The sequence below is a fragment of the Saccharibacillus alkalitolerans genome (assembly GCF_011090185.1).
GTDB classification, from domain to species: Bacteria; Bacillota; Bacilli; order Paenibacillales; family Paenibacillaceae; genus Saccharibacillus; species Saccharibacillus alkalitolerans.
This window is the reverse complement of record NZ_JAAFGS010000001.1, coordinates 1,032,283-1,055,191: the sequence shown is the minus strand read 5'-3', so window position 1 is coordinate 1,055,191 and position 22,909 is coordinate 1,032,283. Positions and strand designations below refer to the sequence as shown.

The 22,909-nt window shown below is 57.5% G+C and carries 21 protein-coding genes; 3 read left to right on the top strand and 18 right to left on the bottom strand.

What is annotated here, in order from left to right; all coding sequences use genetic code 11:
- Positions 1-3 precede the first annotated feature (3 nt).
- The 3 genes from GYN08_RS04520 to GYN08_RS04510 form a co-directional block, all read right to left on the bottom strand.
- Entirely contained in the window at positions 4-2,241 is a 2,238-nt protein-coding gene (locus tag GYN08_RS04520) for a TerD family protein (protein WP_166272830.1), read from the bottom strand.
- 203 nt (positions 2,242-2,444) lie between these two features.
- On the bottom strand, positions 2,445-2,822 hold the full coding sequence (locus GYN08_RS04515) for a hypothetical protein (RefSeq protein WP_166272829.1): 378 nt from the start codon (positions 2,820-2,822) through the stop codon (positions 2,445-2,447).
- Positions 2,823-3,359: 537 nt separating this feature from the next.
- Positions 3,360-4,307 carry an NAD(P)/FAD-dependent oxidoreductase gene (locus GYN08_RS04510; RefSeq protein WP_166272828.1) on the bottom strand — a complete coding sequence of 316 codons (948 nt, stop codon included), beginning with the start codon at positions 4,305-4,307 and terminating at the stop codon, positions 3,360-3,362.
- Positions 4,308-4,585: 278 nt separating this feature from the next.
- Between GYN08_RS04510 and GYN08_RS04505 the strand changes: the two genes are divergently transcribed.
- On the top strand, positions 4,586-5,563 hold the full coding sequence (locus GYN08_RS04505) for a serine hydrolase domain-containing protein (RefSeq protein WP_166272827.1): 978 nt from the start codon (positions 4,586-4,588) through the stop codon (positions 5,561-5,563).
- A 346-nt stretch (positions 5,564-5,909) separates the two neighbouring features.
- Here GYN08_RS04505 and GYN08_RS04500 read toward each other — a convergent pair whose 3' ends face one another.
- The 14 genes from GYN08_RS04500 to GYN08_RS04435 form a co-directional block, all read right to left on the bottom strand.
- Positions 5,910-6,503: a GNAT family N-acetyltransferase gene (locus GYN08_RS04500; protein WP_408015045.1), complete on the bottom strand. Its 594-nt coding sequence runs from the start codon at positions 6,501-6,503 to the stop codon at positions 5,910-5,912.
- 168 nt (positions 6,504-6,671) lie between these two features.
- Positions 6,672-7,577, bottom strand: coding sequence for an ABC transporter substrate-binding protein (locus GYN08_RS04495; RefSeq protein WP_328802829.1), 906 nt, complete (start codon positions 7,575-7,577; stop codon positions 6,672-6,674).
- A gap of 263 nt (positions 7,578-7,840) precedes the next feature.
- On the bottom strand, positions 7,841-8,311 hold the full coding sequence (locus tag GYN08_RS04490) for a hypothetical protein (RefSeq protein WP_166272826.1): 471 nt from the start codon (positions 8,309-8,311) through the stop codon (positions 7,841-7,843).
- 20 nt (positions 8,312-8,331) lie between these two features.
- Positions 8,332-8,577 carry a DUF3953 domain-containing protein gene (locus tag GYN08_RS04485; RefSeq protein WP_166272825.1) on the bottom strand — a complete coding sequence of 82 codons (246 nt, stop codon included), beginning with the start codon at positions 8,575-8,577 and terminating at the stop codon, positions 8,332-8,334.
- A gap of 64 nt (positions 8,578-8,641) precedes the next feature.
- Positions 8,642-9,319, bottom strand: coding sequence for a DUF4279 domain-containing protein (locus tag GYN08_RS04480; RefSeq protein ID WP_166272824.1), 678 nt, complete (start codon positions 9,317-9,319; stop codon positions 8,642-8,644).
- Between the two features lie 317 nt (positions 9,320-9,636).
- The gene (locus tag GYN08_RS04475) at positions 9,637-10,467 is read right to left on the bottom strand and encodes a hypothetical protein (protein WP_166272823.1); all 831 of its coding nucleotides are present in this window, start codon (positions 10,465-10,467) and stop codon (positions 9,637-9,639) included.
- A gap of 128 nt (positions 10,468-10,595) precedes the next feature.
- Complete coding sequence (locus tag GYN08_RS04470; RefSeq protein ID WP_166272822.1) at positions 10,596-11,162, bottom strand: hypothetical protein; 567 nt, start codon at positions 11,160-11,162, stop codon at positions 10,596-10,598.
- The gene (locus GYN08_RS04465) at positions 11,159-12,010 is read right to left on the bottom strand and encodes a phosphotransferase family protein (RefSeq protein ID WP_166272821.1); all 852 of its coding nucleotides are present in this window, start codon (positions 12,008-12,010) and stop codon (positions 11,159-11,161) included. The genes GYN08_RS04470 and GYN08_RS04465 overlap by 4 nt, the downstream gene beginning before the upstream one ends.
- Before the next feature lie 93 nt (positions 12,011-12,103).
- Positions 12,104-12,730: an NUDIX hydrolase gene (locus tag GYN08_RS04460; RefSeq protein ID WP_166272820.1), complete on the bottom strand. Its 627-nt coding sequence runs from the start codon at positions 12,728-12,730 to the stop codon at positions 12,104-12,106.
- A 76-nt stretch (positions 12,731-12,806) separates the two neighbouring features.
- Positions 12,807-13,097 (bottom strand): adhesin, encoded by a 291-nt coding sequence (locus GYN08_RS04455; protein WP_166272819.1) that lies wholly within the window; start codon positions 13,095-13,097, stop codon positions 12,807-12,809.
- Complete coding sequence (locus GYN08_RS04450) at positions 13,094-14,590, bottom strand: GNAT family N-acetyltransferase (RefSeq protein WP_166272818.1); 1,497 nt, start codon at positions 14,588-14,590, stop codon at positions 13,094-13,096. Before GYN08_RS04450 ends, GYN08_RS04455 begins: the two co-directional genes overlap by 4 nt.
- Positions 14,591-14,631: 41 nt before the next feature.
- Positions 14,632-15,336, bottom strand: a complete 705-nt coding sequence (locus GYN08_RS24045; RefSeq protein WP_166272817.1) for an antibiotic biosynthesis monooxygenase family protein — start codon at positions 15,334-15,336, stop codon at positions 14,632-14,634.
- 68 nt (positions 15,337-15,404) lie between these two features.
- Positions 15,405-16,394 carry a nucleoside hydrolase gene (locus GYN08_RS04440; protein WP_166272816.1) on the bottom strand — a complete coding sequence of 330 codons (990 nt, stop codon included), beginning with the start codon at positions 16,392-16,394 and terminating at the stop codon, positions 15,405-15,407.
- Between the two features lie 76 nt (positions 16,395-16,470).
- Complete coding sequence (locus GYN08_RS04435) at positions 16,471-18,255, bottom strand: ABC transporter substrate-binding protein (protein ID WP_166272815.1); 1,785 nt, start codon at positions 18,253-18,255, stop codon at positions 16,471-16,473.
- Between the two features lie 151 nt (positions 18,256-18,406).
- On the opposite strand from GYN08_RS04435, the gene GYN08_RS04430 reads away from it, so the two are divergent.
- A complete protein-coding gene (locus GYN08_RS04430) occupies positions 18,407-19,657 on the top strand; it encodes an MDR family MFS transporter (protein WP_206023579.1) in 1,251 nt (416 codons plus the stop codon).
- Positions 19,658-19,928: 271 nt separating this feature from the next.
- Positions 19,929-21,305 (top strand): magnesium transporter, encoded by a 1,377-nt coding sequence (gene mgtE, locus GYN08_RS04425; protein ID WP_166272814.1) that lies wholly within the window; start codon positions 19,929-19,931, stop codon positions 21,303-21,305.
- A 157-nt stretch (positions 21,306-21,462) separates the two neighbouring features.
- On the opposite strand, the gene GYN08_RS04420 is transcribed toward mgtE, so the two are convergent.
- Positions 21,463-22,890, bottom strand: a complete 1,428-nt coding sequence (locus GYN08_RS04420) for a radical SAM protein (RefSeq protein ID WP_166272813.1) — start codon at positions 22,888-22,890, stop codon at positions 21,463-21,465.
- Positions 22,891-22,909: the final 19 nt, after the last annotated feature.

Below are 22,909 nucleotides of genomic sequence, written 5' to 3'. Positions count from 1 at the left end.
CCGTCATACATATTCGGCAAGAATAACGTCCGTCCGATACGGGGTGAGACCTTCCTCCAACCCGAATACCGTATCGGCCTCGTCCGGGCTGCCGACTATCGTCCCGCGCGCTTTCGCATGCAGGGTATACAGTTCGGAGAGCGTCGTTTTGCGCAGGTCGGCGAAAGCATGACCGAGCAGCTGCAGCCCGCTCATATTGTCATGGGCGGTAATGCGGAAGCTGCGGTTTTTGAGCGCCGCGTCCATCCAGATCAGCTCGCGTTCTCTCAAGTCCACCGCAAACGGCACCGCCTGCTGCGCCTCGATCGTGAGATCGAATTTGGTTTCGACGGTGCGCGGATCGTAAATCGCCCCGCTTCGGCCGTCCGTCCGCATCATGAATCCCGCAAAGCATTCCGGCAGCTGGGAGAACGGTTGGCCGGTAAAGCAGGCGACCTGTACCATGGCATAGCGGATTTTTCGGTTTTTCAATACGGCGCTCAGATTAAGGTCGATGAACTCCGAAGCGCCCTTGGGTGCATCCGTGATGTCGCCGCTGTGGACGCCGTACGCTTTTTTGAGATTATAAAAAGAGAGCGTGTCGACATGCTTCCAATTCGCGTCCAGCAGAACCAGCGAGAGATCGACGTCGACTCTCCGCGTCTCGGGGTCTCCTGTGCGTATGTTGGTCCACCAGCAGAACAAGCGCAGCACCTCGCCTTCCGGTATGGAGACCCGGCTGCTCCGCGGAAGAGGCCGAAGCGCCCGGCTGGCGGAACGCTGCGTGAACGGAACCGGTATCCCGCTCAGACGATGATCGATGTAAACTCGTCCCAAAGGCTTCCGATCGGCGAAGCGGGAGACGAGCTCCGCTTCGATCATCCGTACCAGACGTTCGCATAGTTCCGCTTCAAGCGGGGGCAGCTCGTTATACACGGCTACGACTTTACCGATATTGCCTTTCGGGAAAAAGACCCGGTACGTTCTGCGTTCGTTCCGATGCTTAAAATGCGCCAGCAGTTGGAGCAGCAGCGGAACGGCCATACGGCCGGATACGCGCCCGAACGCTTCAAACGCGGCTTCGGCGCTCTCGGGCTGCGAACGCAGCAGAAGGTCCATTCGCCGCGCCAGTTCCCCGGGACGCTCCGACAGCTTTTCGATGACGCGCGGATCGCGGGCTTTCAGCCCTTCTTCGACGTCGCGGCGGAAGTTGGGAATCGACTTCTCCCGGCGCAGCCGGGTAAAAGAATCGAACGCTTTCGGATAGCGCGAACGCAGTTCGCCCGGATGCAAAATTTCGCCAAGGCGCTTCCACAGCTCCCGGTAAAGCAGCATGTCTTCGAGGGAAGCCCCCGACTTTTCGAGCAGCCCCAGCAGCAGGCGGCGCTCGGCGCGCTTGAATTTGCGGAAGCGGTACGAACCGCCTCGCGCAGACTCGGCGGCAAGAACGGCCGAGTGGTCGTCGGCAAGCCGCATGCCCTGCAGCAGGTTGTAAGGATTGGCGAAAGGCTGCGTTTGCCGTTTGATTTTTCTGGCCCAAGCAAGGCTTGTATCGAGACCGGACAAGCCGGCAGCCAGGCGAAGCACGTCCGTAGCCGTACGGAAATGCGGAGCCAGTCTCGCCGGGTCGGCCATTCCCCGTTCAAGCAGCACGGCAGCCGCGAAGGCCGCGTTTTCCTTATAAGGGATTTCGTCCGGCAGCAAAAAGAGCGGTTCGTCCGCGATATTCAGCGCGGTCTTCAAATCCTGTTTGTCCTCCTCGGAAAGCGCTCCATTGGAAGCGGCAAGGTTCCGGATCATTTGGACAAATTCCTCTTCGCTGCCGAGATCGATCGGCCGCAGGTTCGGGCGGATCTTAATGGCCGGTCGTTCCTGCTTTTCCGACTCCGGCAGAATCCCCGTCAAGTAATGCAGCAGAGCGTTCAGGTAGAGCTCCGCTTCGTCCATCGCCATCACCTGATCGGGAAAATTCGGATACATCGGCTTGTAGGGCACATGGTCTCCCCGCATTTTCCGCAGTGTCGCTATCGTGGTCTTATGGAGTTCAACCAGCTGTTTGCGTCCGAGAACCGATGCCGCCTTCAGCAGCCCCGGCGAGAACGTACAGCCGAGCCGCTCCGTATTTTTAAGCAGCGCAGCCAGAAGGCCGGGTTCCGCGGACGAATCGTCCGGAATCGGAAGCGTCAGCTTGCCGATGCGCCGCAGCATAATTTCGTTCAAAGTTCGGCGCGCCTGCTGCGCGTCGGTATATTGAAATGTCATCGGAGAATGCCTCCTTATCGTAAAAAAAGGCCGCAGGAGAGCCGGAACGCTGATTGGCTTTTGATCGAGAGAAGGAAGCGTTCCTATAGCCTGCGGCTTCGTTATGGCATAAGTTTAGCGAATTCCGTTCGGCGCCAACAGGGCGAAAGTATGGCGATTGCAAAATCCTACGTTTTCGAGCATAAAAAAAGAGCAAGCGTATCCTACGCCTGCTCATTCAACAGTTCGATTCCGCGAACCAGCCGACTGCGCCGTCCCAGAGTAAGCTCGACCGGCCGTCCTTCGGCAAAGCTTTCCGGTTTTTGCTCGGCGGCGATCACGCAGCTTTTGAGCTTGCCGCTGTCGAGCTTCACCCAGACCTGATTGCGATTACGGCTCAACACCGCTCCGCGAACCTTGGTGAAGTCTTTGCGGGTTAAGTCCATGACAAGCATGAAGAAGACGGCAAAAGACGCGATTCCCACAACCAGAAACAAGATTCGCAGGATTGAATAATGGTCCCCGTTCCAATTGGAGAATACTTGTCCCGCCGCCAAGGCGAACAGCAGCGCCGTAATGACCAGCGTCGATTTCATTTGCACAGCGGATCTTTCCCTTCTTTTGCAATATGTTTCCAAGCCTTTCGGCCGAGTGCCCGATCGAACCTCCGCTCAAGCTGTTCCTTTTGCCGGGCATCCATGTCCAGCCTTATCGCTTTCGCCGTGATCTTGGCTGCGGAAATATGCCGACCCCCGCTGCCGCCCGATTTGCTTTTTAGCGGAATCCGAGCCCTCATCCATTCATCGAAGCTCGCCCAATCTCCCCAGCTCATTCGCACGCCTCGAAGGAAATCGATCGCGTACAGCGTAATCGTTCGGGAATCTCCCTCTCGGCTTGAAACGAGCAGCCAGCTCGAGGGCACACGATCTTGGAGCGCTGACGACGGTTCATGCTTCATTCGCTCCTTTCGGTTCGCTTGATGGAACAGACAAAACCGCAGGAGAGCCGGAACGCTGATACATACCGGTCCGTGGGGCTTGCGCCCCCGGTTTCCGGTTCCCAAGTAGAAGGAAGCATTCCGATAGCCTGCGGTTTTGTTGTTGGTTCTATTTTACATCCTGACGATTCGGCGAGCAAGGCTAAAGTATGGCGGCTTCCTCAGCTTTCCGTTCCCAATCGAGATCGAGCAGTTCGAAATTGATGCCGGCGCCCGCTGCCGAGCCGGCGGCGACAGCCGCGGCGACCTGGTATTTCTGCGACGCTCCGTCGCCGGCTCCGAAGACTCCGGGCACGTTGGAACGTCCCGTTTCGTCGACGATCATGGCTCCCGACTCCATGACCGCGCAGCCGAATTGTGCGGGCAGTTCGGAACCCGGAGCAAGACGGGGCGCGAAAAAGACAGCCGTTCGGGCAATCTTCGTTCCGTCGCTCAGCACGATGGCGCTGGTCTCCCCTTTTTCCGACTCGATTCGGGCAATCGGTTTTTCGTAAATCGGGATGCCCCGGCTTTGAATCTGGGCTCTGTCCTCTTCCGGCAAATCCGTTCCGTTCATGAATACGGCGACGTCGTCCGTCCACCCTGCGACGGTACGCGTCAAATGCAGCGTATGCTTTCCCGCGATTACGGCGATCGGACGATCCTGCATTTCCCATCCGTCGCAGTACGGGCAGACATAAGCGCTTTTGCCGTAGACGTCTTCCAGTCCTTCGAGATCCATCGGGAGATCTTTCATTCCCGCGGCGAACAGGAGCTTGCGGCTTCGGTAAATCGTTCCTCCGGCCGTCGTCACCCGAAAGTCTCCGTCGACTCCTTCCGCTTCTACGGCCGAATCTTCGATAAACGCCACGCCCGGATACGCCGCGATTTGTTCGCGTGCCGCTTTGCGCAGTTCGGCCGGCGCGACCCCGTCACGGGTAAGGAAGCCGTGCGATTCGCGCGTAACCCGGTGCCTGGGCAGCGCTTCGTCGATAACGAGCACGCTTCGGCGCGCCCTTCCCAATACGAGAGCCGCGCTCATTCCTGCCGGCCCTCCCCCGATAATGATCACGTCCGTCACTGAGGCGAAAACAGCGGAATCGGTTGACATGATAATTCCCTCCTTTTATGACTATAAAAGATTCTTTATATCCCTAATTGAAGTAAAAGGAAAGCTGTTTTCTTTGTCGTCTGTACTCGATCCAAGGCTTGCAGACCAGAAAACTGCCGCTTTAATTAAGGATTATATGTATCTATAATATTCGTAATGATTCCAATTTGTCAACTTGCGCAAATTAAAAAGTTAAAAAAAGACCGTCGCAAAAAATTTTATATCATAATATGCTTTTCTTAGACATCGATGGACTTATATTTAAAGGGAGAAAAAGCATGAATAAAAGAATGGCGGATTTCGAAAGTCTTATCAAAAGCGATTATAAGAATACTGCCGGTATTGTTGTGATGCAGGATGGAGAGCAGGTATACGAAAGCTATTTTGACGGTTACACCTTCGATGATTCCCTTCATGTTGCATCGGTAACAAAGAGCGTTGTTTCTGCGCTGATCGGCATTGCCCTGGATAAAGGCCATATTAAAAGCAGGGATCAGAAAGTATTGGAATTTTTCCCCGGCTACACGATCAAACGCGGCGAAAAAACGATACAGAACGTCACAATAAAAAATATGCTGACAATGACTGCGCCTTATAAGTACAAGTCGGAGCCGTATACGAAGGTTTATGCAAGCGAGGATTGGACGAAAGCCGCGCTGGACTTGATGGGCGGTAAGAACGGTGTTGGAGAGTTCAAATATTCCACCGTCGGCGCACAAATTTTATCTGGAGTTCTCGCAAATGCAACAGGTCGATCCGTGCTTGATTTTGCCGCGGAAAACTTGTTTAAACCGCTTGGGATCAAAGCTCCGCGTAATGCGGCTATACATTCCAAAGAGGAGTATTCGGCCTTCCTAAAGGATAAGTATGTTCATGGTTGGGTAACGGATCCCAAAGGCACGAACACCGCCGGTTGGGGACTGGCCTTAACGCCGCGGGATATGGCGAAAATCGGTCAGTTGTACTTAAATGGAGGGGCGTGGAACGGAAGGCAGCTTCTATCGTCAAAATGGATCGAGGACAGCACCCAAGAAAACAGCCGGTGGGGGGAGCTGTCGTATGGATATTTATGGTGGATTGTCGGCGATAAGGAACATGGTTGCTATGCAGCTTTGGGCGACGGCGGAAACGCGATTTTCGTAAATCCGGAACGAAAAATGGTAGTTGCCATCGCTTCCCGTTTTATGCCGCGCGCGAAGAACAGAATTGAATTGATTGAAAAGCATATTGTACCGTTATTTGAAGGCAAACCATGAGACGAAGTCCCATTTATCGATGAGATTTTGAAGGTTTGACGCAATGAAAAGCAGAGTCGGCCGTACTCGTTCGCCAATGTGAAATGAACGCTGCTGCGCCACACATAAGACAAGTCTGTCCGGTTCTGTTTTTATAGTACGTAAAGGGAACGAAAGAGTTCTTCTGCTCTCGCTCCCTTTACATGGTAAGCAGCCGCGACTTAAAGGCACAAAACCTTTTGCCGTATATATTTTTAGCGTAAAAGTTTTGCGAGCTGCAATAAGATTGGTTTTGGTTGGCGAGGGTCCTTTTTTCCTGATTTTTTGGTTTTTCTATTGTGAATTTTTCATGTATTGATTTTTTTATTTATAATTCCATTAAATCCAAATCGAAACGGCTCGTTTCGTGCACTCTCGAAAACTTACTGACCACATAAGCTTTATCCGAGCCGGTATAATGCGCGAATACGGACACCGGATGCAGCTGAGGCACCTTGCTTTCGATCATCCCTTTAAGCTGATCTCCGCTTTCCAGATATACCTGCAGATACGAATCGACCATACGGAAGCCCACGTTCGCGTACCAATTCCTCACCCACTGATCATCCCGCGTCCACGCTTCCAGGTACTGCATACCGGAGGTTCTGGCCCGTCCCAACGCTTCAAGCAGCAGCAGACGGCCGATCCCCTGCCGACGCTTGTCCGGATGTACGGCCAGATGCCGGATCAAGCCGCCGCGGCGTTCGGAATCGGAACAGACTTCGCCGGGACGGGTATCCAGCTCGATATCGATCAAGCCGACGATCTCTTCGCCCTCCGTCGCAACCAGCTCGATCGCAGGATTGCCGTAGCGCTCTTTTTCCTTCAACACGTTATCGTAATAAGCGGTATCGAGCATCGCCAGCACCCGGCATCTCAACCAGCTTTTCTCGTCGTATTCTTCATAAGGCCTGATAATCATGAGCAGGTCTCCTTTGCGTTTCATCGTTTTGATTACTGTAACATAATCGTCCGCCGAGCCGCTAAGTCATTTCTCATAATATTCAATGCGAAAAGAGCACGCCCCCTTCGCTGGAGCGTGCTCTTTTCGGGCATCGGATCAAGTTTCGTGCGGCTGCAGCCAAGCCTTTTATTTTGCGGACAGCAGGCTGTCCGTAATAAACTCGAGCTGTCCTTCCAACGACACCGGATCGTTATACGTATCCGACGTCGCATCCAACCGGAATACATGTCCGGCTTTGACGGCAGGAAGGTTTTTCCAAAGGCTGTTGCCGTATACCGTCTCGGGATCGCTGTCGTCGCCCGACCAAGGGCTTGTAAAGACGATATCTCCCGCATATTCCGGGAGCAGCTCCAGCGAGATCGAAGCCCAGCCTGTCCCGCTGTCGATCGCTTCGGCCTGCGCCTTGGCCGGAGCCTTCAAACCGAACTCGCCGTAGATGATCTCTCCTCCGCGGCCGTAATTATTCCCGAATACGTAAAGTCCTTTGGCGTACGGATTGAGAATAGATACTTTGCGATCGCCTACCGCTGCCTCAACTTGAGGTTTCAATTCGGCAATCCGGGCTTCCCACTTTTCGACCCATGCTTTCGCCGCTTCCTCGCGGTTGGTCAGCTTGCCCATTTCCAGCATCAGGTCCTTGTAGCTGCGCTTCCCGTACTCCAGCTGTACCACGGGAGCAATCGCGGAAAGCTTATCGATGCCCTCCGCGCCTTTGTACGCAATGATCAAATCCGGCTTAAGTCCGAGAATCGGTTCCGCCGTAGGCGTATCGCCCAAATTCGTCGTGCCTTGGGCCGCTAACTGCTCTTTGATGTATTTGTTATTCATCGCTCCCTGCATCGCGCCGACCACCGGAGCGTCGAGCGCGACGAAATAGCCGGTCGTGAAAGCCGTCAAATCGACGATCCGCTGCGGATTTTTCGGAACCTGCACCTCGCCGACATCCGATTGGTAAGCGACCGTTTCCGCGTCCGTCCCGGAAGCCGGCTCGGCAGCGCTGCCCGTTTTCGTCTCGGCTGCCGTTTTCGGCACTGTCTCCGTCCCGGCTTTCGCATCCGCCGTTTGATTCGTCGCAGCTTGCCCGCAGGCGCTCAGAACCAGCAAAAGCGCAAGCGCAAATACCCAAAAAATCAAATTGGACCGTCTGATCAAAGTAAACCCACCCTTTTATTTTTGATATTGATAATCATTATCAAAAATAACATGCCCTTTGCCCTTTTACAAGCCATTCTCGAAAAATCGGCTGCCAAGCGGGCCTATTCTGCTTTAGCAGTTAACCAAACGCGTAAACCGCCTTAAGATTCAACAATCCGAATAGACAGCGCATAACTTGCATAATCGTCGTTTTTCCATACGCCCTTCACCTGCAGCGCATAATATCCCGGTTCTTTCGGCAGCGTCAGCGTTGTTCCGTCTACCCCTACGGGAATCGCGGCTCCCTGAGGGTTTTCCATATCGATCAGGCCCGCCGAGATTTGAAAAGGCTCCTCGCCTTCAAATTCAAGCCGCAGGCCGCCCTTCGGCACGAAATCATGCACCTTTTCGCTGCGAATCAGCTCGGGCGGGGCCTCGGAATCGGCTTCGACTCCTCCCCACGAATAAGTGCCGGTTACCGTCGACATCCGTTCTCCGTCCAGGCTTTCCGCTTCCGCCCGCGGAGGTTCTCCGGCTTCGCCGCAGGCGGACAGAACGGCCGCGGTCAGCAGAAGGGCTGCAAAGCCTGTCTGCCGTAAGAACGCAAATAGCGCGAATTTCGATTTGAGCACGGTACGTCCCCTCCTTTTTGTCAGAAAATCAGAATATAAAAGCCGACCAGCAGAGAAAAAATGCCCGTTCCGATTAAGATCGGCCAATAAGCGTTCCGCTGCTTTTCCCGCTCGTCGAACGCCATCGCAATCACCATGAGTCCCAGCGCGATTGTCATATAAGGCGATCCTGAATAATCTCCCGTGATAAGTGCATACCCGGCCAAGATCACCACGACTATCGCCAATCCCATTTTGAGCAAGCTCCAGGTTCCGTTTTTGATCAACGATCTCCCGCCTCCTCTCCATCGCAAATTGAGCTTTCATATATTAAACGTGCTCCGGCACCGTTTAGTCTTCTTCAAAAAGATCCGGGCCTCCGGCGTAGAGATCCAAATCCAGTTCCAGCCCCAGCGCGGCCAGCCTGGACATAAGGGCTGTCGACAGATGGACGCCTCCCATTTGCTCCTTATAGCCGTAATACGCAATCTGCACATGGGCGGTCGAATCCCCGGACAGCGGGAAAGCGGATGCGCGGGTCTCCAGAACTTCGAGCAGCCGTTCCAGCTTGCGCTCGGCCTCGATGTAAAGCCTCCGGTCCGGTTCGATCGCCATCCCGCTGAAGCTCCGCAGCGCCTCGCTCCGTTCCGATACGCGAGTGCCTTTTTGCCACGTCTTGTTCGGTTCCAGCGGAATCAGTCTGAGCAGTTCGGGGAGATCGAGCGTCTCGGACACGATTCGGCAGTATACCCGGGACCCCGAATCCATACCCGCGAAGCGCAGGGAAACCTCGGGTTCCGTATCCACGTACACGACGAAAAAGTAACGCTCCTCTTTGACGGGAAAATAGACGGCGGCGACCCGCTCTCCCGGTTCTTCCAAAATGCCGGCAATGACCGGCACGCCGTTCTCCCGCTCCAACTCCTGATGGCCGAGCAGCTGACGGCTGACCGCCAGGCTTTGCTCGGATGCTTCGCGAAGCGCCGCTTTCCTGATCGCTTCCATTCGTTTTTCGTTTTCCAAGCTCATCGATCTCTCCGCTCCCTTCTCCTCTTCATCGTCATCATCGCCAGGCTGCGCCCCGTCTGTCGGAATGTTCGCATTCGGTTTTGCGTTCAGTATATCAACCGGCCGCCTCCTTGAAAAACAAGAACGTTCTCAACCGTGCGGGCAGTCCGCGCGTACGACAAAGAACGGTCTTTTCGCTGTTAGCGAAAAGACCGTTCTTCGTTCGCCGAAACGGACATTCGGACGGTTGTTTATGCTTGTGCCTTGCCTCGGATATCTTTCGGGCGAGCCGGCAGATGCGGCTCAGCCGAACGCTCCGGCGTTAGGAGTCCGGCGTGTTAGCGGGCTTCTTCCCGCTCGGCGCCCTCGCCGGACTCGCGGCTGCGGCGCATTCTTCGTTCCGCAGCCGATTCTTCGGAGCCGCGCAGACCGTCTCGGGCGAAGATCAGTTCCAGCTCCAGCAGGCGATCCGCCAGGCGAAGCGGAATCGCTTCGCGCAGCTCTCTCCAAGGCAGAAACTGTTCGGACAGCAGACGGCACTCCGTATATTCCAGCGCCGGCTTAAAGGCAAAAGATCGCAGGTAACGCCGCACCCGGGCGTGAATCTCTTCGACTTCGTCGCCGGTCGGCACCAGGCAGGCAAGTTCCCCTCCGGCATACAGACCGTCGGAGCCCGCTCTCGGTCCGGCGGCCAAATACAAGTCCGGCAGCAGCTCGAACATTTCCGGCATCGGCGACAGCGCATGCTTGCCCGGCTGCACGAACAAGCGGACATGCGTGCCGTCGCTGAGATTACTGCGGTTTCTGAGCAGCCCTTTCAATATTTTTCCGTGAAATGTCGCTTCGCAGTCGAGCACTTCTCCGTTGGGTCCCACATAAACCCACACCTGTTCGAGCTGGTACAGATGCCCGATTTCGTAATCCCACCAAATCGCGTATTCCAAAATAAAATCGGTACGCGGATCGGCGTTCTCGAACGACCGGGGATACGACGGCGATTCATCATTCGTCTCCAGACGCGTAAAACCGACCAGGTTGGGCAGGAAAGGCTCGCGCAGGTCGAACATAAGATAAGGAGCATACCGCTCGCACAGCATGCTTTCCTCTTCACCGGCATTTGTTGTCCGATCGTTCAGCCCTTCCCATCCGTGCGCCGTCGACTCGCTCATCTTCTCAACTCCTTAACATTTTGCTGCATCCGCGCCGTTAATTTTCGTCGGAATGCGGATTCATTTTCCCATATCTCTATTTTGAGGGAAAAATGTTCGGTGAATGTTAAGGCGGGTTGAAGGATGCGTTAAGTTTGCCGCGAATGCAGGACGGCCCCGCCGGAACCGAGAATCGCCAGATGCCTGCCCGAAGGAGAAAAGCCGCAGAGCAGGGGACCGTCCAGTCGATCATTCTCGAGCAGGCATGCCTGTTCAAGATAAGTATGTCCCGGAGCAAAGACTTGATCCAGGACGACGGAAGCTCGCGGCCACCACGGGTAGATGACTTCGAGGCTCCAGCCGTCGCTCGTCAACCGGATGCCTCCTCCCGCTTCGAAGCCGAACAAGCCGCACGGCGATCCGCCCTGCGGTGGCGTAAAGGTCAGCCCATCCCGCGATAGACCGGCTTCCATGCGGCGAACGTCGCGTTCCCTCATCAGGACTTCTCCCGTTTCGGGCAGGATAAGACTGAAGCCCGAGCCGCCGAGCAGCAGCAGGCGTTCTTGTTCGTCCCAGCCGCAGGCGTAAGCGCCGGCGGCTGGAACCGTAACCGCCGGATTCCAGGGCGGAGGGGGAGGACCGGGGCGCAGATTTTGCGCCTTGCGCAGCAGCTCCAGCTCGAATGCCGTGCGAATTTCAGTTTGAGGCTTCTTCATCGGCCGCCCTCCCCCGCATAAGCTTCCAATCCGTAAGCCGTCCCTTCTTCGTCGCCTTCATCCGATCCGTACAGCGCTTCTCGCAGCGGAAGCAGCTTCGCGTAGAGTCGGGCGCGTTCTTCGAGCGGACCGTTTGCGCCGTACCGGTTCAAACATTTCGCAAAAAAGGACGGACCGTAAGCGGCCAGCAGTCCGGCCAAATCGACCGCCGGATCGTCCGCACGCGACGAGCCGAATCCGATCACGCCCGAAACCTCCCTTGCCTGCGAATCCCACAGCAGATGCGCGGGGCCGAATGCTCCATGAACGAGCGAACGCTCCGCCGTCTCCGTCTTATCGATCAGCGTCTCAAAATCGCTTTCGGCGCGACGCCGCAGATCGGCACCCATTCGGGGGAACACGCTTTCGCGCACGCGAGCGTACAGCCGCCGCGGAGACAGCCGCAGCACATCGTCCCGTTCCGGAAGGCGAGGCGGCTCGCCGGAGAACCCTGGAGGAATTTCCGCCGCATGCAGATCGCGCAGAAATCCCGCGACCGCGGCGGCGGCGCGATCTTCGACGGCTCCCTCCAATGCTTCAAGCGTTCCGGGCCATAAAGGTTCCCCGTCGATCCGTTCGTAGCCTGCGAAAGCGAAGCCCGGCTCAGGATGACCGAACGAGTGCCAGCGCGGGACGGGCACGGCCAACTTCACGGCACGCGACACGGCAGGAAGAAGCCGCTCCGTTTCGCGGCGCAGTTCTTCGGTTCCCTTTTCGTCGCGGGCAAAGCGAAAAACATAATGATGATTGACGGTAAATACGATATAATGCTGCGCAGCATGCTCGGTCTGCACATCGATGATCGGCATCTCCGGATAAACCTCCTGAAGACGCCGAGCAAACGGATTACTCATTGCGTCGAACTCCTTTTTCGCGGCTCTTTTCCGGCCTACTCCGTTGAGCTACAGCTTATTCAGCATGCCGAACAGCAGGCTGTAGTAGTCTGCCGTATTGTCGGTAAAGTCGTCCAAGCCGACGATCCGGCGTTCCTGCACCGGCCGCAGCTTCTCGTCGTAGGTAACGCCTTCGGCGGCTGTTTCTTCGCGTTCCCCGCGTACCAACTCGTCGAATTCGTTCGCCCGCACCCAAAACAGGCCCGAGACTTCGCTGTGCTGCACCCCGTAATCCTCCAAAGCCTGATCCGACCGGTACAGATGGACATGCGTAAATTCCCGGTCCATGTAATGCTCGGAAATCCGGTACTCCTCGCGATGCAGCCCGCAGTAAACCAAATCCTCGCGGCGAACCGACAATCCCAACTCTTCTTCCAGTTCGCGCAGCCCGTCTTCGGGCGTCTCGCCGGCAAGCAGATGTCCCGCGCTCGACGTGTCGAGTTTGTCCGGAAACGTTTCCTTATCGGGGTGGCGAAGTTGGAACAGCAGATCCCAGCCTTCCTCCCGGGAACCGCGAACGACCCAGCAGTGGAAAACTTGATGCCATAACCCCCGTTCATGCACTTCGCCGCGCGAGGCGGTTCCGGTATGCTCGCGGCGCTCGTTGAATACGTCCAATATTTCGGTTGCGGCCATAAACTCGGTACGGCTCCTTTCATTGCGGCCGAATCGGTTCGAGCTCATTCGGCCGCCTTCTCTAATCATGTTCTTTTTACAGCGTGCAGCGATCGTCGCCGTGCATCACGAGTCCGGTTCCCCGCTCGTCGACGAGCAGATCCAGCGTCACCGTGTCCACGAAGCTTACCGCGTGCGGTTCGTAAAAGACTTCGAGTCCGTTCACGCTGAGGCTGCGATCGTTCATTTCCGCCCGTCCCAGCTTCACGAGAAAGCCGGGACCGCAGCAGCTGCAGCTCCGGCCGCTGGACAGCACGCGCAGCGACGGAATGCCTGTTTTTTTCATTTCCTGTTCGATAAAAGCTTTGGCTCCGTCGGTAATGATCATGAATTCCCGTCCTCCCCGGCCTGTCCGTATTCCCCTTCTTCAGCCGTGTCTTTCGGATTCAAAATCGCCAGCAGCACATGATCGCGCCAACGTCCGTCGATCTTTACGCTGCTTCGCGTCAGCCCTTCGCGCTGAAAACCCGCCTTCTCCAACACACGCAGCGAGCCTTCGTTATGGGGCATGACGCCGGCCTCGATCCGGTGCAGCGCCAGCACTTCGAACGCATGGCGCACGACGAATCGGATCGCCTCCGTCATATAACCTTTGCCGTTATGTTCTTTGTCCATGAAATAACCGATCCAGGCGCTCTGCAGGCTGCCTCGGCTGACGTCCATCAGGTCGACGGAGCCGATCAACTTGCCGGTTGCCCGCTCGCGCACCAGGAACAGATAACGCTGGTCGACAGCCGACGCCTCGATTGCCCGGCGAACCCGTTCCGTCTGTCCGGACCGCGTGTAAAATAATTCTTCCCGCGTCGCCGCGAATCCGCGGAAGAACTCTTTGTTTTTCGCTTCGAGTTCAAATAGATCGTCGATGTCTTCTTCTCCGACCGGCTCTATATTCAGACGCTGCGTTCCGTCGTGATAAAGGCCGAGAGCGGACGTCCCGTCTTCCCACTGGGGCCGTTCGGACAGCCGGTCTCCGAACGCGTCAGCCGGATTTTCGGACGGATATTCGTTTCTTTCCCCGACCATCGCCGCCTCCCCCGCTGCCTCTTCCGGAATGTCTGCCGTGCGGCCGAACGTCCGACTTTCGGCATCGGATCGCTTCGCGCCGCTTTGATCCGTCTCCGCATCCGTTTCTTCTCCGGCTTCTTCCCTCTTCCGGGCATGTCGGCCCGAAGCCGTATGTTCCAAAAACCACCGATACAGCGCCTCGTTCGAATAAACTTTTTTCCAACAATCGTGGCCGCTTCCGGGATACAGCGTCAATTCCACTTCGGCTCCCGCTTCCCGCATCGCCTCGGCGATTTTCTCCGATTCCGACGCATGGATAATTTCGTCGTCCGTCCCGTGAAAGATCCAGGCCGGCATGGTCCGCAGCTCTTTCGCATAAGCCGGATCTCCGCCTCCGGAGACCGGCGCGATCGCGGCGAAACGCTTCGGATGATGGACGGCCAGATGCCATACGCCGTATGCGCCCATGCTGTATCCGGTCAAATAGACGCGTTCGGGGTCGATATTCCAACGTTCTTCCACTTCGTCAAGAATCGCCAACACTTCGTCTTCCTGCGTATTCCAGAAGACGCCGATCGGGCATTGGGGCGCAGCGATCACGAAAGGAAGAGACGCGCCCGATTCCGCTCTCGCCGGCAGCCCTTCCCTGCGCACGAGTTCCGGTTCCGCGCCGCTTCCTCCCGCTCCGTGCAGGTATACGATCAGCGGGGCTTTCGGAGAAACTCCTTTTTCATAACCGGAAGGAAGATAGAGCTGATAGTCCATGCGGACCGTTTTTACGATTTCTTTTTCGAGCCGAAGATCCTGCCGCTTCATTGCCATTCGCCTCCTTGCCCGCTGCGCTTGCCGCGGCGGATTTACAAATTTCGGTTATCGCCCGCGACGCGATATACTTCGTATCGGCGAAAGCGCGGAGGTTTCGGCAAAATGCCGAAGCTTTTCTCCAGCGCTCCGCTCACGGCGCCTTTGGCGAAGGCGGCCAGCACCTCCGGCCGACCGAGGGCGGACTCCAAAGAAGCACTGTCGGTAAACTGCCCTACGTTCGCGGCATAGACGCCGTCGAGGCTGAAATGAACGTTCGCGGAAACGTATCCGTCCTTCTTGGACACATGCGGCATAATCGACGCAAACTGCTCCAGCATTCGCTTTCTCTCGCCGGGCGCCACTTCGAACACGTTGACGAAATGCGCCATCGGCGATCCTTCTTCGAGATCGGAAAAATTTTGCTCCGGGATATGACCCACCATTTCGACGGCGAACAAATCGGTATCCATGTTGGAGTCCGCGGGAAGACGGAGGCGTTCCACCTTCCGTCGTTCTCCGGGAACGCCGCTCAGATGCGCAAGCACCGCGGCGTCCCTGCCGTCCGTTCCGCGCAGAACCGCGCCGGCATGAACGATCCCCGTTCGCAGCGCCTGCTCCAGCTCGACAACCGTTTCGTCCAACACGTGCTGCAGTTCGTCCGGGTTCACCGTCATGACGGCAAGCTGAAACATCCGACCGGCGCCGTCTCCCGCCTGCAGACGAAGAACTCCTCGTTTTTCCGGCATCGTTTCGTTCACTGTTCTCATCCTCTCGGGCTGTAATCGATTCTTACCCTATTCATTAATCGATTATGCCTTGTCGGAATCTATCGAACGGCGCCCAGCACTTCGAGCAGCAGGCTTTTGAACCTCGGACGGTCGATACCTTCGCACACGCGGACGTTCGGCCGTCGGCCCAGACGCCCATTGACGTCGACCACGCTGTATCCTCTCGTCCATTCGCCTTTCGTTTCCACGTCCACGAAATAGTCGTTCGACTTCGTCATGATCGATTCGTCGGCGGCGACGGCCATCAGCAGCGTATCGGGATGGGTCGTTCCGTTTAAGCGGTGAACCGTCTTGTTGAAGCGCATGACTACCTTGTTCACGTCCGCGAAGAAGCGGGCGCCGGACGTGCCGAGCGCCGCGATCTCCGCATGATCGTCGTCGTCCATCAGCGAATAGGCCGTACACATTTCCCAGCCGACCATAGTGGTCGGGATGCCCGAATTCAATACGAGGCTGGCCGCTTCCGGATCGGTATAGAAGTTGTATTCCGCCGCCGGCGTAATGTTGCCGAGCGCGTTGTTGGTGCCGCCCATGACGTACAGATGCGCGATTTCGGGCACGATCGTCGGGTCCTTCTGAACGGCCATCGCGATGTTGGTCAGCGGAGCGATGGCGAGCAGCGTCACCTCGCCCGGATATTTATGTACCGTTTCGATCAAAAAATCGACCGCATGTCCTTCCGCGGGACGCTGCGCGGCCTTCGGAAAATTCGCTCCGCCCATGCCGTCGCTGCCGTGCACGTCCTCGACCGTCAGATGCTGCGCCGAGTTCCACGGGGACAGCAGCGGACGTTCGCAGCCTTTATAGACCGGGATTTTGCCGTCCTCTCCGCCTTTGCCCGCAACCTGGATCGTGTACAGCGCGTTTTCGACCTCCTGGTCGAACCGCACGTTGCCTCCCGTCATCATAATGCCCAATACGTCAAAATGATGCAGGGCGGTCAGAATAGCGATCGTGTCGTCCCCTGCCGTATCCGTATCGATAATAACTTTGCGCCGTCCGTTGGCGGTTTCTTCATAGCTCTTCACTCGTCTCAGCCTCTCTTTCGCATGCGCGGCATCAGGCCGCTTTCCTCTACAAGTATAAAATCGAACGCATCCCGGTTCAATGCTTGCCCGGCGCGTCGCAGCCGCAGTCTTCGCCTCTGACCCAGAGCCGGGACAGATTCGGAAAACCGAGCGATCCCATGCGAAGCCCGTACAAGCTTCGGTTGAAATACGCGCGGTGGCTCGTATGCGCGCCGTACAGCAGCCAATTGTTCGCCGCGAGCAGCCGCTGCGCGCGCGCGAAAATTTCCGCACGGCCGGCCTCGTTCTCGGTCATGAATCCTTCGAACAGCGCAAGCAGCTCGCCGCGCTGTTCGTCCAGCAGCATCCGGCCCAAATAATTGATGCCGTTCAGGAAAAAGTTCAGCAGGTCGAGTTCCCAGTCGTCTTCCAGCACTTCCGAAGCGATCGCCAGGTCGCCTTCTTCGGCCTGCGGATAACCGAGCGCGGGCTTCTGAGGACACGGTTCGAGGCGCAGCCCGATATCTTCCGCGCGGCGGCGCAGCCAGTTGGCTTCGATCCATTCTTCCTTTTTGTCGGTGAACACGAGCCGCACCGTTTCCCCGGCGTAACCGCTCGAAAGCAGCAGGTCCCGGGCTTCGTCCAGCGTGCCCGGCGCGATATCGGCCGAGGAACTGAAGCGGGGCAGGAAACCGGAAGCCGGCGCCAGCCGGTCTCCGCCCAATTCCCGCACCAGAAGCTCGCGGTCGTACAGAATGCGCATCGCTTTGCGGAAATCGTCGTGGTGATGCGGACCTGGACGGCGGAAATTGAAAATGAGATAACGGCAGCCCTGTGCGGGCGAATCGACCTGCCGGCTGCCTTCCACCTCGTCGTCCTCCGACAAATGATAAGTATGGCCGCTTACGTCGCCGCTCGGCATGAACCAGACGTCTACCCGATCCAGCAGCGGCCGATAGCCGTAATAGCCGTCGAACGCGCTCAGCGACAGCCGGTGTTCGCTCAACTCGGATATCCGGAACGGCCCGCTCCCGACCGGCAGCTCCCCGTCGTCGGACTCCGCCGGAACGACGGCCATGTACAGACTTCCCGCCAGATGCAGAAAAAAAGCGTTGGGACGCGAAAGGCGGAACGTCACCGTATATTCGCCCGGCGTTTCCGCTTCTTCGATGTCCCGCAGCAGACTGAGCGCCGGCGAGTCTTTGCGGCGCAGCCGAAGCAGCGTCTCGCGCACGTCCGCGGACGTCATCAGGCGCCCGTTGTGGAACCGCACGCCCTTGCGCAAATAAAAGGTCCAGCGGTCCCCGCGCTCATTGCTTTCCCATCGGTGCGCCAACCTCGGTTGAAATTTGTCCGCAGAAGCGTCGTACTTGATCAGCGTATCGTGGATTTGCCCCAAAATGTAGACTTCGAATGCCGTATAAACGGCGGAAGTGTCAAGCTTCTCCATTTTCCGGTAGCGGATCATGCGCAGCACGTCGCAGTCCGAGCTGTCGGCGGGTTCGCTGTGCAGGCCGAGATACAGACTGAACTGCGACCACAGCCTTGCTTTCAGCACTTCGTCGACGCCCGACTGGGCAACCAGATCGAGCGCGTCGCTCGCCCGTCCCTGTTCCAACAGGCTGCGCACCCGAAGCTCCAGCACTTCCTCCGCGGAGCGCAAAAAGCGCAGCTTCGATCCGTTGCCCCGTCCGCGTCCCGGAATCCAGTGAATCCAGCCCGATTCTTCCAATTTGCGCAGCACGAACTTTACGTTGCGCGGCGTGCAGTACAGCAGCTCCGCCAGCTGCGCGACCGTCACCGAGGCTTCTTCTTCGCCGCCGGAACGTCCGTCCTTCAAATGATCGTAAATCCGCAGGTACTGCATCATTCCGTTATCCATCTTCCCGCTCCTTTCCGCGTGCGGCCCCCGTTGAACCTTCCCGTTTATTGCATCATATAAAAGGGGAAAAAAGCAAACGAATTCTTGCCCTTTTTCTTCCCCTTTTACCGGGCGTACAATGACGGAAGCTGTTAACAAGGAGTGAAAGGCCATGATTCCGCAAGCGCTTAAACAGATTCACCCTCTTGCCTGGACGATCATCGTCGGCACCATGTTCGGCCGCCTCGTCACGTCGATGAGCATCCCTTTTCTCGCCATCTATTTGACCGGAACGATGGGGGTTCCGGCGACGCTGACCGGATTGATCGTCGCCGCCAGCTCGCTGGCCGGCGTCTCGGTCAGCTTCTACGGCGGCTATATCTCCGACCGGATCGGACGCAAAAAGGTCATGCTCGTCTCCGTGTTCTGCTGGGCGGCCGTCTTCTTCGGCTTTGCCGCGGCGAGCGAAATCTGGATGTTTTTCGTCGTGAACGTCCTGAACGGGCTGTGCCGCTCGGTGTTCGAACCGGCCTCCCGCGCCCTGCTGTCCGATACGACGCCGCCGGAGCATAAGCTGCTCGCGTTCAATCTTCGTTACGCCGCGATCAATATCGGGGTCGTGTTCGGCCCGATTCTCGGCCTGCGTCTCGGTTCGGCGGAATCGACCTTTCCGTTTCTCGTCGCGGGCGTCGTCTACGTCCTTTACGGACTCGTGCTGATCGCGCAGTTCTCCGCGCACCGTAGCGCGCTGCCGGCGAGGAGCGAAGCCGCCGCGCCGAAGATCCGGGAAGCGTTCGCGGTGACGAGGCGCGACCGGATCTTCCTGCCGGTGCTGATCGGCACAACCTTCTGCGTGCTCGGCTACGGACATTTCAGCTCCACGCTGGCGCAGTATCTGTCGCTTGCCCCGGGGCTTGCGAACGGCAGGGAGCTGTTCTCCTACATGCTGGCGATGAACGCCGCGGTCGTGCTGATCGTTCAGTATCCGATCGTCAAGACGGTCAGCCGGTTCCGTCCGGTCGTCCCGCTGATCCTCGGCAACGCGCTCGTTTCGCTGTCGCTGCTGATGTTCGGAATGGGACACGGCCTGGTCCTGCTGCTGGCCGGCGTATTCGTCTTCACCGTCGGCGAAGTGCTGCTGTTCACGATGATGGACATGCTGATCGACCGGATTGCCAAGCCCGAATGGAAAGGGACCTACTTCGGCACCATCGGCTTCAACAACGTCGGGAACGTCGCCGCCCCGATCGTCGGCGGGCTGCTGCTCGACCGCTTCGCCCTGCAGAGCGGATTGGCCGTGTTCGCGCCGCTGGCGCTGCTGACCGCCTGCGGCCTGCCTTTCCTGCTTGCGGCGCACAAGCGCCTGACGGCAAGGGACGCGGCGGAAGCGGTTCGAGCGAAGGCGGCGGAACCTTCCGGTTGATTCGCGGGTCGGCGGCTAGGGAGTTCGATTTTCGCGAAATTTTTGCACGCCGAAAAAGCTGCGCGATGCCCCGGGGCATACGCGCAGCTTTTTCTTGTTAGGGTTGGGATCGTCCGCGTCGGAGGGGTGCGGCAGCGTTCAGTCTGCGCTCAGCAAAGCGCCGTTCGCGGCGATGACTTCCTTGAGGCAAGAAAAAGTTTTGTCCGATGCCGAAAAGTTTACAGTTAAAGAGTGAGCAATCGAGAATTTACGGATTCACAAGGAGGTACGTATGCCGCCCAAAATTCATCAAACCCCGGAAGAACGGTATGTCGAACAGTTGGCCGAAGAAGTTCGCCGCCTGCTCGAACGGCAGGACTTCTCGGAGTTTCAGCCTTTCACCCGCGATCTGCACCCTTACGATCTGTCGCAAATTTATCGGGAGCTCGCTCCGGAAGAGCGGAGCCATTTCCTGATTCGGCTGCACACGCAGCAGCTTGCCGACATGGCCGAAACGATGACCAACCGCGAACAGGCCGGAATTTTCGAGAACCTGGGACCCGACCGCTCCATTGACGTCATGCGGCATATGGAAGATTCAGATCTGGCTCGATTCCTGCACGATCTGCCGCCCGGAAAGCGCGAAGAGCTGCTGTCGTACATGCATCTGAGCGATTCGTCCGCGCTGCGCACGCTGCTCGGTTATCCGCCGGAAAGCGCGGGCCGCCTCATGACGGACCGCTTTATTTCGCTCTCGGCCGACGATACGGCGCGGGAGGCGGTCGAGCACATTCGCCGTTCGGCTTCCATGTCCGATACGATCGGTTATCTGTACGTCGTCGACGGAAACCGCAAATTGGCGGGCGTCGTCTCTTACCATGATTTGTTTTTTGCCGAGGACGATCAAAAAATCGAAACGCTGATGAAAAAACGCGTCGTCTTCGCCACGGTCGCGATGGATCAAGAAGAAGCCGCCCGCTTGATTCAGCGTTATGAACTTCTCGCCCTTCCCGTCATTGACGAAGAATCGAGATTATGCGGCATCATTACGGTCGACGACATTCTTGACATTGTCGTGTCCGAAGCCGACGAGGACGTCGCCAAGATGGGCGGCGGCGGCAAAGATATCGACTTCGATACGCCGCCGCTGATCGCGGTAAGGCGGCGGCTTCCCTGGTTGATTCTGCTGCTGTTCATCGGTCTGGTCTCGGGCAGTATCGTCGATTACTTCGAAGACACGTTGAAGCAGATCGTCGCGCTGGCCTTCTTCATGCCGATGATCGCCGGCATGACGGGCAACACCGGCACCCAATCGCTGGCCGTCGTCGTCCGCGGCTTGAACGGACGCAAGCTGACCGCCTCCACGGTCTGGAAGCTGCTGCGCCGCGAGCTGCTTGTCGGCCTTATGATCGGCGTCTCCTGCGGCCTGCTCATTACCGTGATCGCGTATTTTTGGCAGGGCAGCCTGCTGCTCGGCGGAATTATCGGCGTATCGCTGCTGGCCACGCTCATTATCGGCACGCTGACGGGTACCTGCATTCCGCTCGTTTTGAGCCGATTCAAGGTCGACCCGGCCGTCGCTTCCGGTCCCCTGATCACGACGCTCAACGACATTCTCTCGCTGTTCATTTATTTCGGCATCGCCAGCCGCTTTCTCGGCATGCTGTAAGCTTTGACGCAGGGTTCCCCGCGACGAAACGTCGAACCGCCGAAAAAGCCGGCTCGCTAACGAGCCGGCTTTTTCGTGCATTCCGCGCGGGACGGAAGCGCAGCGGTCGATCCGCCCTCCGTTCTCCCGAAGCGCTCCTCCCGGACGCGCGCCGGACTCAGCGGCAGCCCGGCGCGGTATCCCAAGCCGTCGCGATTTCCGCTTTTCTCTCCTCCAGCAGCTTCTCCTTATCGTCCCGGTAAAACATGTTGTACGTGTCGAAAGGAATGATCCGGCCGTCGGGATGCGCGATATGCACGCACGATTTCTTCACCGAACGCACGTCGAAATTGTACGCGTCGAGGAACTGCATGATAATGATCCGGAACACGTTATCGTACACGATCTCTTCCGGCACCGCCGCGAGCGGCAGGCAGCAGAGCAGGCTTTTGAGCGACAGCGCCGAGGAGACCGGGGAGTGGCCCGTCGACAGCAGCTCGAACAGCTTGCCTTTCACGACGGGATCATGTTCGAACACGATCGTGTTGCTGTCCCCTTCCAGCAGCGTTTCTTTGTCGATCATCCGGGTCAGCGGCAGCACTTCTCCCCCGAGCTTGAGCGCGTAGCCCATCGCCAGACAGTCGGGATGGCAGGGAACGGGCAGAATGTCGTCCGGCTCGAATACGCCCGATTGGTCGATGATCATCTGCCGTACCTCGCTTACCGTCAGCCGGTCGGTCGCCGGGTCGTATCCCTGCAGGCGGCCCGCCGCCTGAATCGGCTGAATCGTCACGCCTCGCACCGCGCGCTGCTGCAGCCCGTATTGAATGATTTTTCCGACCTCCGAGTCGTTCAAGCCCTTTTTCAGCGTCACGACCAGCGTCGTGGACAGATTGAATTCGTTCAGATGCCGAATGGCGTCTTCGCGGATGCGGCGCACGTCGGCGCCGCGCAGTTCCTTCAGCACGTGAGGCTCGAAGCTGTCGAACTGCAGATAGATTTCGAAGCCCGGCATGTACGAAGCAAGCCGCTCCGTAAAGGCCCGGTCTTGCGCGATGCGCACGCCGTTCGTATTGACCATGATATGCTTGATCGGCCGTTCGCGGCACAGATCGAGAATTTCGAAAAACTGCGGATGGGTCGTCGGCTCCCCGCCGCTGATCTGCACGATGTCGGCTTCGCCTTCGTTTTCGATGATCCGATCCAGCATGAATTCGATCTGTTCGAGCGAGCGGTGCGTCGTCCGCTGCGGCGAAGATTCCGCGAAGCAGATCGGGCACTTCATGTTGCAGTGGTCCGTCACTTCCAGCAGCGTCAGGCAGCTGTGCTGTTCGTGGTCCGGACAGAGGCCGCAGTCGTAGGGACAGCCGTATTTGATCGGCGTGTTCCACTTCAGCGGCATCTCGGACGCTTTGACGAACTCGCGCGTTTTTTTGTAATAATCGACGTCGGTCGAGATCAGCACCTTTTCGGGCCCGTGCACCAGGCAGCGTTTGACCATGTACATCCGGCCGTTTTCCTCGATGATCTTGGCTTCGACTTTGCGGTAGCACGTCGAGCAGATGCTGTTGGTCAATTCATGGTACAAGTAAGGGCGATTGGGCATGCGAATGACGCTCCTTTTC

Excerpts from the sequence above, each read along its gene's own strand:
- GYN08_RS04510 (WP_166272828.1), bottom strand. The coding sequence starts at position 4,307 with ATGTCAACCGATTCCGCTGTTTTCGCCTCAGTGACGGACGTGATCATT.
- GYN08_RS04465 (WP_166272821.1), bottom strand. The coding sequence starts at position 12,010 with ATGCCGATCATCGATGTGCAGACCGAGCATGCTGCGCAGCATTATATC.
- GYN08_RS04420 (WP_166272813.1), bottom strand. The coding sequence starts at position 22,890 with ATGCCCAATCGCCCTTACTTGTACCATGAATTGACCAACAGCATCTGC.
- GYN08_RS04500 (WP_408015045.1), bottom strand. The coding sequence starts at position 6,503 with ATGATTATCAGGCCTTATGAAGAATACGACGAGAAAAGCTGGTTGAGA.
- mgtE (WP_166272814.1), top strand. The coding sequence starts at position 19,929 with ATGCCGCCCAAAATTCATCAAACCCCGGAAGAACGGTATGTCGAACAG.
- GYN08_RS04430 (WP_206023579.1), top strand. The coding sequence starts at position 18,407 with ATGATTCCGCAAGCGCTTAAACAGATTCACCCTCTTGCCTGGACGATC.
- GYN08_RS04450 (WP_166272818.1), bottom strand. The coding sequence starts at position 14,590 with ATGAAGCGGCAGGATCTTCGGCTCGAAAAAGAAATCGTAAAAACGGTC.
- GYN08_RS04475 (WP_166272823.1), bottom strand. The coding sequence starts at position 10,467 with ATGAGCGAGTCGACGGCGCACGGATGGGAAGGGCTGAACGATCGGACA.
- GYN08_RS04435 (WP_166272815.1), bottom strand. The coding sequence starts at position 18,255 with ATGGATAACGGAATGATGCAGTACCTGCGGATTTACGATCATTTGAAG.
- GYN08_RS04455 (WP_166272819.1), bottom strand. The coding sequence starts at position 13,097 with ATGATCATTACCGACGGAGCCAAAGCTTTTATCGAACAGGAAATGAAA.
- GYN08_RS04520 (WP_166272830.1), bottom strand. The coding sequence starts at position 2,241 with ATGACATTTCAATATACCGACGCGCAGCAGGCGCGCCGAACTTTGAAC.
- GYN08_RS04460 (WP_166272820.1), bottom strand. The coding sequence starts at position 12,730 with ATGGCCGCAACCGAAATATTGGACGTATTCAACGAGCGCCGCGAGCAT.
- GYN08_RS04480 (WP_166272824.1), bottom strand. The coding sequence starts at position 9,319 with ATGAGCTTGGAAAACGAAAAACGAATGGAAGCGATCAGGAAAGCGGCG.
- GYN08_RS04470 (WP_166272822.1), bottom strand. The coding sequence starts at position 11,162 with ATGAAGAAGCCTCAAACTGAAATTCGCACGGCATTCGAGCTGGAGCTG.
- GYN08_RS04505 (WP_166272827.1), top strand. The coding sequence starts at position 4,586 with ATGAATAAAAGAATGGCGGATTTCGAAAGTCTTATCAAAAGCGATTAT.